The organism is Propioniciclava coleopterorum, assembly GCF_011393335.1.
Lineage (GTDB): Bacteria > Actinomycetota > Actinomycetes > Propionibacteriales > Propionibacteriaceae > Propioniciclava > Propioniciclava coleopterorum.
Window position 1 is genome coordinate 1453574 of sequence record NZ_CP049865.1, and the last position, 12610, is coordinate 1466183.

At 71.1% G+C, this 12610-nt stretch carries 15 protein-coding genes; 10 read left to right on the plus strand and 5 right to left on the minus strand.

The genetic code is table 11. The annotated features are described in order from the left end of the window. Positions 1–495: 495 nt before the first annotated feature. Entirely contained in the window at positions 496–1641 is a 1146-nt protein-coding gene (locus tag G7070_RS07015; protein WP_166233064.1) for a PDZ domain-containing protein, read from the minus strand. Between the two features lie 233 nt (positions 1642–1874). Here G7070_RS07015 and G7070_RS07020 point away from each other — a divergent pair, with 233 nt between their 5' ends. Beyond that, the gene (locus G7070_RS07020) at positions 1875–2102 is read left to right on the plus strand and encodes a hypothetical protein (protein ID WP_166233066.1); all 228 of its coding nucleotides are present in this window, start codon (positions 1875–1877) and stop codon (positions 2100–2102) included. A gap of 85 nt (positions 2103–2187) precedes the next feature. Continuing rightward, on the plus strand, positions 2188–2439 hold the full coding sequence (locus G7070_RS07025; RefSeq protein WP_166233068.1) for a hypothetical protein: 252 nt from the start codon (positions 2188–2190) through the stop codon (positions 2437–2439). A gap of 51 nt (positions 2440–2490) precedes the next feature. Here the strand turns inward: G7070_RS07025 and G7070_RS07030 are convergent, their stop codons facing one another. Beyond that, a complete protein-coding gene (locus tag G7070_RS07030) occupies positions 2491–2793 on the minus strand; it encodes a hypothetical protein (protein WP_166233070.1) in 303 nt (100 codons plus the stop codon). A gap of 347 nt (positions 2794–3140) precedes the next feature. On the opposite strand from G7070_RS07030, the gene G7070_RS07035 reads away from it, so the two are divergent. The 3 genes from G7070_RS07035 to G7070_RS07045 all read left to right on the plus strand — a co-directional run bounded on the left by G7070_RS07035 (position 3141) and on the right by G7070_RS07045 (position 5350). After that, positions 3141–3422, plus strand: coding sequence for a hypothetical protein (locus G7070_RS07035; protein ID WP_166233072.1), 282 nt, complete (start codon positions 3141–3143; stop codon positions 3420–3422). A gap of 32 nt (positions 3423–3454) precedes the next feature. Next, positions 3455–3907: a hypothetical protein gene (locus G7070_RS07040; protein WP_166233074.1), complete on the plus strand. Its 453-nt coding sequence runs from the start codon at positions 3455–3457 to the stop codon at positions 3905–3907. 216 nt (positions 3908–4123) lie between these two features. Continuing rightward, positions 4124–5350, plus strand: coding sequence for an IS110 family RNA-guided transposase (locus G7070_RS07045; protein WP_166233076.1), 1227 nt, complete (start codon positions 4124–4126; stop codon positions 5348–5350). A 111-nt stretch (positions 5351–5461) separates the two neighbouring features. On the opposite strand, the gene G7070_RS07050 is transcribed toward G7070_RS07045, so the two are convergent. The 3 genes from G7070_RS07050 to G7070_RS07060 form a co-directional block, all read right to left on the minus strand. Then, positions 5462–6145, minus strand: coding sequence for a hypothetical protein (locus G7070_RS07050; RefSeq protein ID WP_166233078.1), 684 nt, complete (start codon positions 6143–6145; stop codon positions 5462–5464). Between the two features lie 222 nt (positions 6146–6367). Next, positions 6368–8077 carry an ABC-F family ATP-binding cassette domain-containing protein gene (locus G7070_RS07055; protein ID WP_166233080.1) on the minus strand — a complete coding sequence of 570 codons (1710 nt, stop codon included), beginning with the start codon at positions 8075–8077 and terminating at the stop codon, positions 6368–6370. A gap of 64 nt (positions 8078–8141) precedes the next feature. Next, the gene (locus tag G7070_RS07060; protein ID WP_166233082.1) at positions 8142–8564 is read right to left on the minus strand and encodes a low affinity iron permease family protein; all 423 of its coding nucleotides are present in this window, start codon (positions 8562–8564) and stop codon (positions 8142–8144) included. A 270-nt stretch (positions 8565–8834) separates the two neighbouring features. On the opposite strand from G7070_RS07060, the gene G7070_RS07065 reads away from it, so the two are divergent. The 5 genes from G7070_RS07065 to G7070_RS07085 all read left to right on the plus strand — a co-directional run bounded on the left by G7070_RS07065 (position 8835) and on the right by G7070_RS07085 (position 12468). Beyond that, a complete protein-coding gene (locus G7070_RS07065; protein WP_431977935.1) occupies positions 8835–9029 on the plus strand; it encodes an RNA-binding S4 domain-containing protein in 195 nt (64 codons plus the stop codon). Between the two features lie 45 nt (positions 9030–9074). Next, positions 9075–9857 (plus strand): phosphotransferase family protein, encoded by a 783-nt coding sequence (locus G7070_RS07070; protein WP_166233086.1) that lies wholly within the window; start codon positions 9075–9077, stop codon positions 9855–9857. Further along, positions 9851–10084 (plus strand): hypothetical protein, encoded by a 234-nt coding sequence (locus tag G7070_RS07075; RefSeq protein ID WP_166233088.1) that lies wholly within the window; start codon positions 9851–9853, stop codon positions 10082–10084. The genes G7070_RS07070 and G7070_RS07075 overlap by 7 nt, the downstream gene beginning before the upstream one ends. Before the next feature lie 481 nt (positions 10085–10565). Continuing rightward, entirely contained in the window at positions 10566–12158 is a 1593-nt protein-coding gene (locus G7070_RS07080) for a TROVE domain-containing protein (RefSeq protein WP_166233090.1), read from the plus strand. Next, entirely contained in the window at positions 12148–12468 is a 321-nt protein-coding gene (locus tag G7070_RS07085; protein WP_206079999.1) for a hypothetical protein, read from the plus strand. The genes G7070_RS07080 and G7070_RS07085 overlap by 11 nt, the downstream gene beginning before the upstream one ends. The last annotated feature ends 142 nt before the right edge of the window (positions 12469–12610 follow it).

Sequence of the window (12610 nt, forward strand, 5' to 3'; positions counted from 1 at the left end):
CTAGATTATTCAATGGACATACCTCCTTCCTTGCACCTCGGCGCCATGCGCAGAGTGAACCTCCGCCTGGAGGTGTTTAGGGAGACTATCCTTGGAAGAGGGGACTTGGCTAGGGCTCGTGCAGCCACCCACAAGACACTTCAGATCCCAGGGCTCCAAGAAGTTGCTCGTGCTCTGCGAGGGGAGCTTCGGACGAAGCACGTCTAGGTCACCCGGTGGGATTGGTCGCCTTTTGGACAAAGCCCGTTTCGCGTAGCGGGCATTTCGTCTCTGGGCGATGTAGATCGACGGTGCATCTGGGGTCGTACTGGCACATTCTGTCCTCATGGGGTGTAGGCCACCCTCCAGTAGAGACGGGTCCGCACCAGAAAGCGAATCGCGGGCAGCTGCGAGTGAGCCTGGTGGCCGGGGTCGCCCTCGCCCAGCGGGGTCATCGTGGTGGGGCCTCATCACCGCCCGGCTACGGCCCCGCGTCGCTGTCTCGGCGTCGAGGAGCTAGGCGCGCCCCATGCGCTTCCGCGCGTCGGTAGCTGCGCGGTCGATGCTGCGAAGGTACCTGGCGTCCTTCAAGGTGCGTCCGGAGTACAGCGTCATGGTCCTCCTCCCAGCCATCAAGTCGGTGATGAGCATGTCGCTGAGCTCCTCGGGCGTCAGCATCTCGTCCGACTCGGCCGAGATCGTGGGCAGGCCGGCGACGGCGACCAGGTAGGGGCCGAGGGCGTCCCAGGCATACGACTCGGGCTGCATCGCGGCGACAGCCCCCGCGTAGAGCATGCTGGTCACGAACCCGGGGTTGCCGGCGAGGGGGTTCACCCACGACACCGGGGGCTCGGACTGCTCGTTCTTCGATGCCTCGATCATGGCGACCGCGTGCTCGATGGTCTTGGCTTTCGCCGCCGGGATGGTCCAGTGCCTTCGCGCGAAGGTCGGGTGCTGGCGCGCGAGGGGGTCCAGTCGATACGCGACGGTGGGCCTGTCGGGGTGGGCGGGCTCGCTGGCCCAGACTCCGTCATCGCCGGCCGTTACCACCGTGCGGCCGTCCCCGAGGTACACGGCGGCCGCGATCGTCCGCTGCTGCGGGCCGAGAACCATGGCACAGGTGGCCCAGCCCGAGCGCATACCCATCGCCCTAGCCTGGTTTGAACCATCAAGGGGGTCGACGACCGCGACCCTGCGGCCTTCCCTGAGCAGCTTCCGCAGGTACTCGCCCCGGCGAGTCGGTCCATCCTGAAGCGGCCGGAACTGATCCTCCTCACCGAGGATCTCCACGTTCCCGTACGTGCGCGCCGTGTACTCCATGGCGGTCCACGCGATGATGTCGTAGCCGATGGCAGCCTCGCCCTGGAAGTCCGGGACGCTCTCAGCGAAACCTTCGTAGTAGAGGTCGAGGTTCAGGCCGGACGCCAGCTGATCCTCGCGCTGCACCTTGCGGTTCCGGAGACCCTCCAGCGCGGCATCGACATCGGACGGGGACTGGGCGGCCGCCACGCTGTTCCCCAGGGCTTCCGCCTCCTGGATGTCCCTCCCGTAGGTCTGCAGGAGCTCGGCGCGGCGCACAGCGATGAAGCCGGCGTGGGCGAGCGCGTAGGCGATCCTCTCGTTCAAGGAGGCGTCGTGGTGGAAGCGGTGCAGATCGGACATGGCTCCTCCTAATTACACGAGCGTCGTTGCTCCCGACGAACCCTATCCGTCGCGCACCATGTGTTACAACCCTTCATCACACCTCGACACTCCGTAGCTAGATGTTTGCGCGAACTGGCAGTGGCGCGTACCTTGGTGGCAGCGATGGTGGACCCCATCGACAACAGAAACCCCTAGCCCCGTGCGTCCTCTCCCTCGGAGAGGGCGCACGGCATAACTTTTTGGAGAACCAGATGTCCGTGTCCCGAGTGCTCTCAGTCCGATTCACCGACGAGGAGTACCAGGCGTTGCAGTCGATGAGCATGGTGACCGGCTCGACCACGAACGCCCTCATCCGGCGTGCCGTCAACGAGATGGCCGATCGAGCCCCTGAGGATCCCGACTTCCTGCGCCAGACTGAGGAGCTGAAGAGCCGTCTCAGCGAGGCTGGAGCCGTGCTCCGCGCCCGCGTCTCCGCATAGCCCAGTCCATCAAGGGTGATTCACCCCACGTCGGGGCTCGCGGCGCTCAACGCGCTAGATCCAGTTCGTCTCATAGCGTGGCCTCATGACTCGCAAGGTGTCCGACTTCGGCTCGCTGCAGGACCGGATCGCGGCGCCGCAGTCCCTCAGCGAGAGCCGTGCTGCTCATGTCGACGTCGAGCTGGACGGCGAGTGGACGCCGGGGCTGCTGGCCGGGTGGCGGCGCGCCGCTGACGGAGCCTGGTGGGGCCGGGTCGCCGTCGTCCAGGGCGACGACTTCATCGTGCTGGACCTCATCGCCACCCGCGTGCGGCCCGCGTCGTCGTCGGGGCGCTAGACGCAGACGAGGGGCGATTCCAGTGGAATCGCCCCTCCCCCGCCGCTGGCGCTATGCGTCGCCCTGGAGGCTGGCGTTGATCAGGCCGATGATCTTGGTCTTGCCCGACGCCCCGCCCTGCGGGCTGTGGAGGAACCGACCCAGGAACACCGCGACCTCGGCGGCGGCGTCCGCGCGGCTCGCGTAGGGGCCCGTCCAGGGGGTGCCCGAGTAGAGGACGTTGTAGTGGATACCCGCACGCCACGCCCAGCCCATCGGGATGGGGGCGATCCGGAAGCGGACGTCGTACATGCCAGCCCGCAGCTGGGTGGGCTCGACGCCGGAGGCCTCGGCTGCGTCGCGGATCTCGACCATCCACCGCGGTAGGTCCGCCCCGCGGCAGATGGCGTTGCGCAGCTGAGCGGCTTCGGCGGCCGCGGTGGCGTGCTGGGCCGCGTGCAGCGCAGCTGCCTGCTCGGCGGCCTCGATCTCGCCGAACAGGTCGTACTGGAGGCGGATCGTGATGGGGGGTTCGCCTATGCCCCTCTGTTAGATGATGGAACATGCCACATTCAGCTCTGACGGAGGACTGTCTGAGCGACTTGACAGACTGGTGACCGAACACCCCCGAGAGGCACCCCCATGACTCCCCGCCCCCGTCCATCGCCGGTGTGACCTACACCCGTGGCCAGCGACCGGGGCGGCTGGGAGTGGCGTGGAGGATGTGCTGGTGGGCCCTCCAGGCCTTCGAGGGCAAGGAGGGCGACCTGCCCTCCCAGCTGGCACAGCTCGGCTGGTATCTCCTGGCGTTGATCCTGACGCTCCCGCGCTTCGCGATCTGCTCGTGGTACGTGAGCAGTAAGCGCGCCCGGACCTACCTGACCGAAGACGCGGTGCTGGTCGTCGCGGCCACCGCCCGCGACTGGCAGATCGGCGAGCACGTCGCGCGCAAGAGGGAGCGGGGCAGGGAGCGGCCCTGCGCAGCCTGGTCATCGGACCCCTGATCGCCGCGGCCGACGCCGCCGGGGTCGACGTCGTGGCCACGGCGGCGTCCTGGGAGCTGGCAGCCCGCTACGAGGCCGACGTGCCCGGCCTCACCCCCGTGGTTGCGGCCTGGCCCTACGGGATCAAGATGCAGCGCCGGCCAGGCGGCACCAGCGTTAGTGTCGAGCCGACGCCCCGGCACTCCCCGCGGGAGGTGTTCGACTGGGCCGGTCGCATGCAGGGCTGGACGCTGGTGTCTGGCGTCGGTTGGCTGGCGTTCATGGGGTTCGTGGTCTTTCGCTCCCTCGCCCCGGCATCGAGTGACGGTGAGGCGCCGATCGGGCCCCACGATGCGGTGCTGGCCCTGACCATGGGGGTGGTGCTGCTGGTCAACCACGCCCTCGAGCTGCGGGTGATCAGCAAGGCGAAGGACGCCACCAACACCCGCACCGTCAGCGAGGACGACTTCCGCGCGGCTGTGGCCGCCCCGTTACCTTGCTGGTGACCCCGTTGGTCGGGGTTACGGTCGCTGGGCCCGGCATGACTTACTGCCCCTGTCGTACGAATGATCCGGGGGGTGTTGTCACCGGGCCTGGTGGCGCCAGATGACCGCTGATAGGGACACGGCCCAGCAATGAGGTCTCGTCGTAACGTGGGTGCCGGCAGCTGACGCATCACCAGCCCACGACGACCGTCGCTGCGATGCAAGGATGTGGTCGTCATGGAGAAACAGATCGGCTTCGACATCTGGTGCGGGCTGGACGTGGGCAAACAAGCCCATCACGCCTGCGCGCTGGATGCTGCCGGCAACAGGGTCTTCGACAAGCCGCTGCCTCAGGACCAATCCAAACTCGAGGACCTGTTCGGCAGGCTGTCCGAACACGGCCGGGTGCTGATGATTGTGGACCAGCCCAACACGATCGGGGCTCTGCCGATCGCTGTCGCCCGATCGATGGGCATCACCGTCGCCTACCTGCCCGGGCTGGCAATGCGCCGCATCGCCGACCTCCACCCCGGGAACGCGAAGACCGACGCCCGCGATGCTTTCATCATCGCTGATGCCGCTCGCACCATGCCCCACACCCTGCGCCGGGTCGATGTCGGCGAGGAAGCCTTGGCCGAACTGAAGGTCCTGGTCGGCTTCGACGACGACCTCGCCGCCGAAGCCACCCGCCTGTCCAACCGCATCCGCGGCCTACTGACCCAGATCCATCCCGCATTGGAACGCGTTGTCGGACCACGATTGACCACCAAGCAAGGCCTCGCAGTCATCGAGCATCTCGGCGGCCCCCAAGGCATCACCGCAGCGACGAAGTCACGCCTGCTGCGCATCGTCACCAAGGCGAACCCGCGCGGCGCCCAGTCCTTCGCAGACGCCATCACGACCGCCCTCGCCGAGCAGACCGTCGTGGTCGCCGGCACTGCCGCGGCAGAGAAGGTCCTGCCCAAACTCGCTGCCTCCCTGCGCCAGACCCTGGAACAGCGAGCCGAATTGGCCCTCCAGGTCGAGAAGGTCGTTGATGACCACCCTCTTGCCGAGGTCCTGACCTCGATGCCAGGCGTCGGGGTCAGGACCGCAGCACGGATCCTGCTCGACATCGGCGACGCCAGCTCATTCCCCACCGCCGGACATCTGGCCGCCTACGCCGGCCTCGCGCCAGTCACCCGCCGCTCGGGGACCAGTATCCGGGGCGAGTTCCCCGCCCGGTCAGGCAACAAGCACCTCAAACGAGCACTCTTCCTTTCCTCGTTCGCCGCGCTCAGATCTGACCCCGCCAGCCGCGCCTACTACGACCGCAAACGAGCCCAGGGCAAGAAGCACAACGCCGCCCTCATCTGCCTGTCCCGTCGCCGCTGCGATGTCCTGTTCGCCATGCTCAGGAATCGAGAGCCCTACAGGGCTCCCGCCCCAACACCAGAACCCTCACCCCGACCTCTGGCCACTTGACGAGGAACATAGGGACACCCCCCCGCACCATCATGTGGACGCGCACCCTCGCCCTTGCTCGTGGGCGTGGTCGCGGTCTTCGTTCCGGGCCTCGCGGTCGCCGGCGGTCGCTCAGACGTCGAGCACCAGCGGCTGGCGGTTGTCGTCGGCCACCTTGGCGATGTCGATGAACAGCGCCAGGCCGTAGGTGCCGGCGGCCACCAGATCGGTCATGTCGGGCTCGTCCGAGGACATGATGTTGAGCATCGCCTCATTCATGCCCAGCGCGGTGGCGAGGTTGGCCAGCTCGATCCGCAGCCCGGTGACGGTCCCCATCGTGACCGTGCGACCGTCGGGCGCCTTCGCGGAGAACACCGCGGGCACGCCGGAGATCGGCAGCCACCACTGGACGCCGCTCAGCAGCGTCGCGTACCGGGTCGGGGCGGCGGTGGCCGCCTGGAACGCCGCGGACGCGCCCGGGTCGAGCGGGTCGTCGGTCGGCTTGCGCCGGGAGAACAGTCCGCCCTTCTTGGGCATCAGGTCGGGCTGCTCCTGGTAGGCGGCCAGCAACTGCAGGCCGCCTACCCCCGCCGCGCGCGGCGAGGACGTCCAGTAGGTCAGGTCGGAGCGTTCGGCCCAGGGTTCGCCGCCGCCCAGCTCGGTGAGCAGCGACGCCTGCCAGATCAGCGTCCGCTCCAGCTCCTGGCCGTCGAAGCCGCCGGGGGCGGTCTCGGGGTCGGCCCGCAGTTGCTCGGCGGTCTTCCAGTCGCCGCTGAGGTAGCGGGTCAGCGAGCCCGCGTACAGATCGAATGCCATGGGGTGTCCTCTGCTCGTGGTCGGGGGTCGTCGGAGGGGAGGCGTCGGGACGGCGAGCCGTCCACACCCGGGCAGCGTAGCCGGTCACTCGCCGGCGAGGTCCTGGGTCCGCGCCCCCGAGGTCGCCTGCGCCCCCGGATGCGCCTACGGACGCGCCCCGCTCGCCGCCGGCAGTACGCGACCACCAACGAGGTACGGACGCCCCCGCGTGCGGACGCGGCGTCAGCGGCGTCGCCGGACGCGGGCCTCGTCCCAGACCGGCTCGGGGGCCTCGTACACCTCGCCGTCCGCGCCGAACACGAGGAACCGGTCGAAGCCGCGCGCGAACCAGCGGTCGTGGGTGACCGCCAGCACCGTGCCGTCGAAGGCGTCCAGGCCCTCCTCCAGCGCCTCGGCCGACTGAAGGTCGAGGTTGTCGGTGGGCTCGTCCAGCAGCAGCAGCGTCGCGCCCGACAGCTCCAGCATCAGGATCTGGAACCGGGCCTGCTGGCCGCCGCTGAGCGTGTCGAACGCCTGCTCGGACGCTCGGGCGAGCTCGTAGCGGTCCAGGACGCGGGCCGCCTCGTCGCGGGTGCGTCCGGCGCGGTGGTCGTCGCCGCGGTGCAGGATCTCGAGCAGCGTCCGCCCGTCGTAGGCGTGGTGGTCGTGGGTCTGGGCGAACCAGCCGGGACGCACCCGCGAGCCGAGCCGCGCGACGCCGGCGTGCCGGACGTGCGGCGGACGCACGTCGCCGACCGGCTGCTGCTCGGGCTCCGGATCGGTGCCGCCGCCCGCGAGCAGCCGCAGGAAGTGCGACTTCCCCGACCCGTTCGAGCCCAGCACCGCGACGCGTTCGCCGTACCAGACCTCCAGGTCGAAGGGCTTCATGAGCGCGTCGGCCGCGCCCGCGGCGTCCGGGGCGAGCAGTTCGAGGCGGTCGCAGACGACGGCTCGCTTGGCGGTCCTGCCGCCGCGCAGCCGCATCGACACGTTCTGCTCGCGGGCCACCTTCTCCGGCGGTCCGGCGTCCTCGAAGCGCGCCAACCGGGTCTGCGCGGCGCGGTAGCGCGCCGCCATGTCGGAGTTGTAGGCGGCCTTCTGCTTGTACAGCAGCATCAGCTGGCGCAGCTTCGCGTGCTCCTCCTCCCACCTCCGCATCCGCTCCTCCAGCTTGGCGTTGCGCTCGGCGCGGGCCTCGTGCCAGGTGGCGAAGCCGCCCGGATGCGTCCAGGCCGTGGCGCCCGCCGCGCCTGGTTCCAGCGTGACGACCCGGGTGGCGACCTGGTTGAGCAGTTCGCGATCGTGGCTGACCAGCAGCACGGTCTTGGTCGTGGCGCGCAGCGCCTGCTCCAGCCACCGCTTGCCCGGGACGTCCAGGTAGTTGTCCGGCTCGTCCAGCAGCAGCACCTCGTCGGGACCGGCGAGCAACGCCTCCAGGACGAGCCGCTTCTGCTCGCCCCCCGACAGGGTGGACGCCCTGCGGTGCTCCGCACGGTCGAAGCCGACCCCGAGCGCCGCGGTGGTGACGCCGTCCCAGACGACCTCGTGGTCGTAGCCGCCGACGTCGGCCCAGTCCGCCAGCGCCTGGGCGTAGGCCATCTGGGCGGGCTCGTCGTCGACCTCCATGATGCGGAGTTCCGCGGCGTCCACCCGCCGCGCGGCGGCGGCGATCCGCTCGGGCGCGACGCCGACGAGGAGGTCCCGCACGGTGGAGTCGTCCCGCACCGAGCCGATGAACTGCCGCATCACCCCCACCCCGCCCGACCGGGTCACCGCGCCGTCGAAGTCGGTCAGGTCCCCGGCGAGGATCCGCAGCAGCGTCGTCTTGCCCGTGCCGTTCGGGCCCACGAGCGCGACGACCGCGCCCTCCCCGACCCGGAAGCTCACCTCGTCGAGCAGGGGGCGCCCGTCCGGCAGCGTCACCGAGATCTGGTTGAGGTCGACGTGTCCCACGTCACGCCACCCTTCCACATCGGCGCGTCCGCGGGGCGCTGCGGCGCATGGGGCGTCCGGGAGATCAGTCCGCGGCGTCCGACCCCTCGAACCGCTCCAGACCGACCGCCTTGCGGAGTTCGTCGCGGTCCCGCAGCAGGTCGCGCTCGCTCGCGTCCGGATCGTTCAGGTGCTCCATCAGGTCACCCAGCCCCTGCGCGAGGGCGTTGAGCTTGTGCTGCACCGCCAGATCGCTGCGCGACGAACTGTTCTGAAGGAGCGCCACGAGCAGGAAGGTGATGATGGTCGTCGCGGTGTTGATGATCAGCTGCCAGGTGTCCACGTCGCGGATCAGCAGGATCGACGGCGCCCAGACCAGGATGAGCACCACGCAGAACGCGAAGAAGACGGCGCGACTGGTGAGCCGGCCGGCGAACCCGGCGAACCGGTCGAACGGGCCGATGCGCCGCGACACCTCCGAGGGAAGTTCGGGGACGCGCGCGGCCATCACGCCCACCGCCCGACCCCGGGACGTCGGACCGCACCGCATCCGCTGTCCGATCCCTTCCGCCGCGCAATTGACGATGCCCTCATCAGCGTCCCCCTTGCCAGAGGCCCCACCACGGTGCGGTCAGGCTCTGAGGGCATTGTGCGCCGCGTTCCGTCACGGGGGAACCCTCGCGCCGCCGGATCCAGCGCGGCCCGGCCACGGTAGGCCTTCGTGAGCGCGCACCGAGAGACGGCCGGCCGCGTCCGCCATGATGGAGCCGTGGACACGATCGACGTCGAAGGCACCATCCGTCTGGGCCAGTTCCTGCAACTGGCCCAACTCGCCGACTCCGGCGCGCACGCCCGGGAGCTGATCGCGGACGGCGAGGTGCGGGTCAACGGCGAGGTCGAGTCCCGCCGCGGCCGCCAGCTTCGCTCGGGCGACGTGATCGAGGTCGGACGCATCCAGCTCCAGGTCGCCTGACGGGGTCCTGCCGCGCGAGCATCCCGCCCAGTAGGGTGAGCTTTCATGGCCCATGTGGTGGTCGACGACGTGGTCGTCACGAAGCATCCGGCGTCGCTGCGCACGGCCGACCTCGCCGTCCGGCTGACCGCCGCGACCACCGACCCGATCCGCCCGCTGTACGCCGCGCCGCTGGCCGCGACGCCGCTCGCGGCCCCCGACGGACACCTCATCACGCTGGAACCGCGGCTCGAGCCGCCCGGTGAGCGGCCGCCCTGGCGCGAGATCGGCTCCCTGATCGCGCGGCTGCAGGCCTGCCCGGTCCCCGCCGGGCTGCCCGAGCACGCGGGCCGGGCGCTCCTCACCGACGCCGTCGCCCGCGCCGACCGGCTGCATGCCGGCGGGCCGACCGACATCCTGCGCGAACTCGGACGCACCCTGCTGCGGACCTGGCCCACGGCGTCCGACCCCGTGCTGGTGCACGGAGCCCTGACGCTCGCCACCGTGGGACGCGTGCCCGGCACGCCGTCGTGGCTGCTGTCGGATCCGAGCACCCTCGGCTTCGGCGGCCCCGCATGGGACCTGGGCGCGCCGGCGGGCATGTGGGCGGCGGGCCTGCTGGACACCGCGAGCTGGGAGGCGTGCGTCGACGGGTACGCCGAGGCGGGCGGATCCCTTCCCGACGCCGGCGATCCCTGGGACGCGCTCGACCACCCGGCGCGCTGCTGGGTCTACCTCACGGCCGTGCGCCAGGTGGCGGCCAGCGGGGACTACCCCGACACGGAGTTCTCTCCTCAGACGCAGGCACTCCTGGACGCCTGCGTCCGCATGAACGGACGCTCATGGTGACCACGCCCGAACGACCCGACGCCTCCCCACAGCCGGCCGAGGCGTCCCCCGAGCGCCGGACCGAGCCGGACCTCCCCCGCTGCCCCACCTGCGGCCGGACGCTGCCCGCCTCGATGACCGGCGGCCCCGGCAACCCGCGCCACGAGCACGGCCGTCCCCGCTTCGCACCGCTCTGGTCGCCGGGCCCCGCCCGTCCCGACCCGGACGCCCACGGGCTGCTGCGCTGACCGCCGGGATCGGCGCCGACCGCCCAGCCAGGGGCGGCGCTTGACACCACTGTGTAGTGCACTACACACTTGAGGGAGTGCCGCCCGGTCGGTCCGAAGGTCGTCGGTTACCTCTGGACTGTGGGTTCGGGGTTCGAGTCCCCGATCGCGTCAGCGATTAGCTCAACTGGTAGAGCAACAGCGTCCGGCGATCGCCACCACGCCCGCCCGGGCGGCACGCACAACTGCATGGGGTCCGATCACGGTCGGGCCTCACGAGCGGGCCGGAATCCTTCGGTTACCTGGTGCGTCGCCGGGTTCGATCCCCGGCACCGGAGGAGGTCACACGCCCGCTCACCCACACCGCGACGCGGTGGCGGGCCGGCGTGGGTCGGTCATCCCTCTCCCGGAGGCCCCTGAGCGGGGCAGCCCGGCGGTAGCCGGGTCCACCCGGCCCACACGACACGCCCGCCACCGCCGTTCGCACCGAGAGGAGGAACCCATGGACGTACTTCGACTGATCAGCCGACTGCGGACGCCGCAGGCGGAGCAGGCCGACCCCCGCCAGGTCGAGAACTCGGCGGGCGGCTGCACCTTCGAGCTCGATGACCACGCCCGTCTGCGCCGGTTCCTGACCCTCGGCGTCGACGGGGGCACCTACTACGCGTCCGAGCGCGCGCTCGCGCTGGACAACGCCGAGGTGCTGACCCGGCTGGCCGCCTCCGACCCGGCCGGACTCGTGTCGACCATCGTGGACGTGTCGACCCGCGGGGCCGCGCCCCGGCAGAACCCGGCGCTCTTCGCGCTGGCCTACGCCGCCTCGGTCCCCGACGCCGCCCCCGCGGCCCTCGCCGCCCTGCCGCAGGTCGCGCGGACCGGCACGCACCTGTTCCAGTTCGCCGCCTACGTCGAGCAGTTCCGTGGCTGGGGCCGCGGGCTGCGGCGCGCGGTGGGGGCCTGGTACACCGACGCTCCGATCGAGCGGGTCGCGCTGCAGGCGGTGAAGTACCGGCAGCGCGAGGGCTGGTCGCACCGCGACCTGCTCCGCCTGGCGCACCCCGTGCCGGGCACGCCTGAGCTGAAGGACACCTTCGACTGGATCGTGCGCGGCTCGGTCGGGGAGCACGTCCCGCGCCTGATCGAGGGCTTCGTCAAGGCACAGGCCGCGACCGACGCGCCCACCTGGGCCCGCCTGGTCGCCGAGTACGGCCTCACCTGGGAGATGCTGCCCGACCCGGCCGTCGGCGAGCCGGCGGTCTGGGACGCGCTGCTCGACGTGGGCGTCCCGCAGACGGCGCTGATGCGCCAACTGCCGCGGCTGACCCGGCTCGGCCTGCTGCCCGATCTGGGCGGGCGGACCGGCGAGGTGGCGGCGCAACTCGCCGACCCCGAGCGGCTGCGCCGCGGACGCATCCACCCGGTGAACGCGCTGGTCGCGCAGCGGACCTACGCAGCAGGGCGCTCGGCCCGCGGCGCGGGCACCTGGACGCCGACGCGCGCCATCGTCGACGCCCTGGACGCCGCGTTCTACGCGGCCTTCGGCGCCGTCGAGCCGTCGGGCACGCGGACGCTGCTGGCCGTCGACGTGTCGGGCTCGATGGGCGCGCCGATCTCCGGCATGGCGTTGACCGCGCGCGAGGCGGCCGCCGCGCTGGCGCTGGTGCAGCTGGCGACCGAGCCCGCGGCGTCCGCGGTCGGGTTCGCGGCGAAGGGCCAGATCGGCGGGGCGGCGTCCCTCAAGGCGCTGGGCATCTCGCCGCGGCAGCGGCTGGACGACGCGCTGCGGGTCGTCGACGCGATGCCGTTCGGTGGCACCGACTGCGCGCTGCCGATGCTCCACGCACGGGAGCGGAGGCTCGAGGTCGACACGTTCGTGGTCTACACCGACAACGAGACGTGGGCCGGCCGGGTGCACCCGCACCAGGCGCTGGCCGAGTACCGGCGCGCGACCGGCATCGCGGCGAAGCTGATCGTGGTCGGCATGACGGCGACGCGGTTCACGATCGCCGACCCGAGCGACCCGGGCATGCTCGACGTCGCGGGCTTCGACGCGGCGGTGCCGTCGCTGATCACGGAGTTCGCGCGTGGGCTCTGACGGCCGCACAGGAGGTGGCGTCCCGGGCAGGGGCGCCATCTCCGCACGTTCGGGGGTCCCGGACGCACGCTCGGGAGTCCCGGACGCCCGCTCGGGAGTCTCGGACGCCAGGGCGGCCCGCGCCCGCGAGCTGCATCGCCTCGCGGCCGAAACCGAGGCGCTGGCGTCCCGGCAGCGCGCCGAGCGCGACCGGCTGATCCGGCAGTTGCGTGCCGAGGACCCCCAGCACTGGTCCTACGGCGCGCTCGCCTCGGCGCTGGGCTGCAGCCGCGAACTGATCGCGCTCGTGGTCAAGCGCAAAGACGCCTGACACCACACCTTCCTCCACACAACGTCGTTCTCGTGCCCCGCGTCGGGGATCGCCGCTCGCCGTTTCCACCCCACAAGGCCCGATGCGAGCGGGCTTCGGGACTCGGGGCACCAGAACGACACCCTCGCGCCGCCTCGGCCCC

What these genes read in the sequence shown, in the direction of transcription:
- G7070_RS07075 (WP_166233088.1), top strand. Translation starts at nt 9,851, where the DNA reads ATGGTGACCACGCCCGAACGACCCGACGCCTCCCCACAGCCGGCCGAG.
- G7070_RS07080 (WP_166233090.1), top strand. Translation starts at nt 10,566, where the DNA reads ATGGACGTACTTCGACTGATCAGCCGACTGCGGACGCCGCAGGCGGAG.
- G7070_RS07015 (WP_166233064.1), bottom strand. Translation starts at nt 1,641, where the DNA reads ATGTCCGATCTGCACCGCTTCCACCACGACGCCTCCTTGAACGAGAGG.
- G7070_RS07060 (WP_166233082.1), bottom strand. Translation starts at nt 8,564, where the DNA reads ATGGCCGCGCGCGTCCCCGAACTTCCCTCGGAGGTGTCGCGGCGCATC.
- G7070_RS07035 (WP_166233072.1), top strand. Translation starts at nt 3,141, where the DNA reads ATGTGCTGGTGGGCCCTCCAGGCCTTCGAGGGCAAGGAGGGCGACCTG.
- G7070_RS07020 (WP_166233066.1), top strand. Translation starts at nt 1,875, where the DNA reads ATGTCCGTGTCCCGAGTGCTCTCAGTCCGATTCACCGACGAGGAGTAC.
- G7070_RS07030 (WP_166233070.1), bottom strand. Translation starts at nt 2,793, where the DNA reads ATGGTCGAGATCCGCGACGCAGCCGAGGCCTCCGGCGTCGAGCCCACC.
- G7070_RS07050 (WP_166233078.1), bottom strand. Translation starts at nt 6,145, where the DNA reads ATGGCATTCGATCTGTACGCGGGCTCGCTGACCCGCTACCTCAGCGGC.
- G7070_RS07045 (WP_166233076.1), top strand. Translation starts at nt 4,124, where the DNA reads ATGGAGAAACAGATCGGCTTCGACATCTGGTGCGGGCTGGACGTGGGC.
- G7070_RS07025 (WP_166233068.1), top strand. Translation starts at nt 2,188, where the DNA reads ATGACTCGCAAGGTGTCCGACTTCGGCTCGCTGCAGGACCGGATCGCG.
- G7070_RS07070 (WP_166233086.1), top strand. Translation starts at nt 9,075, where the DNA reads ATGGCCCATGTGGTGGTCGACGACGTGGTCGTCACGAAGCATCCGGCG.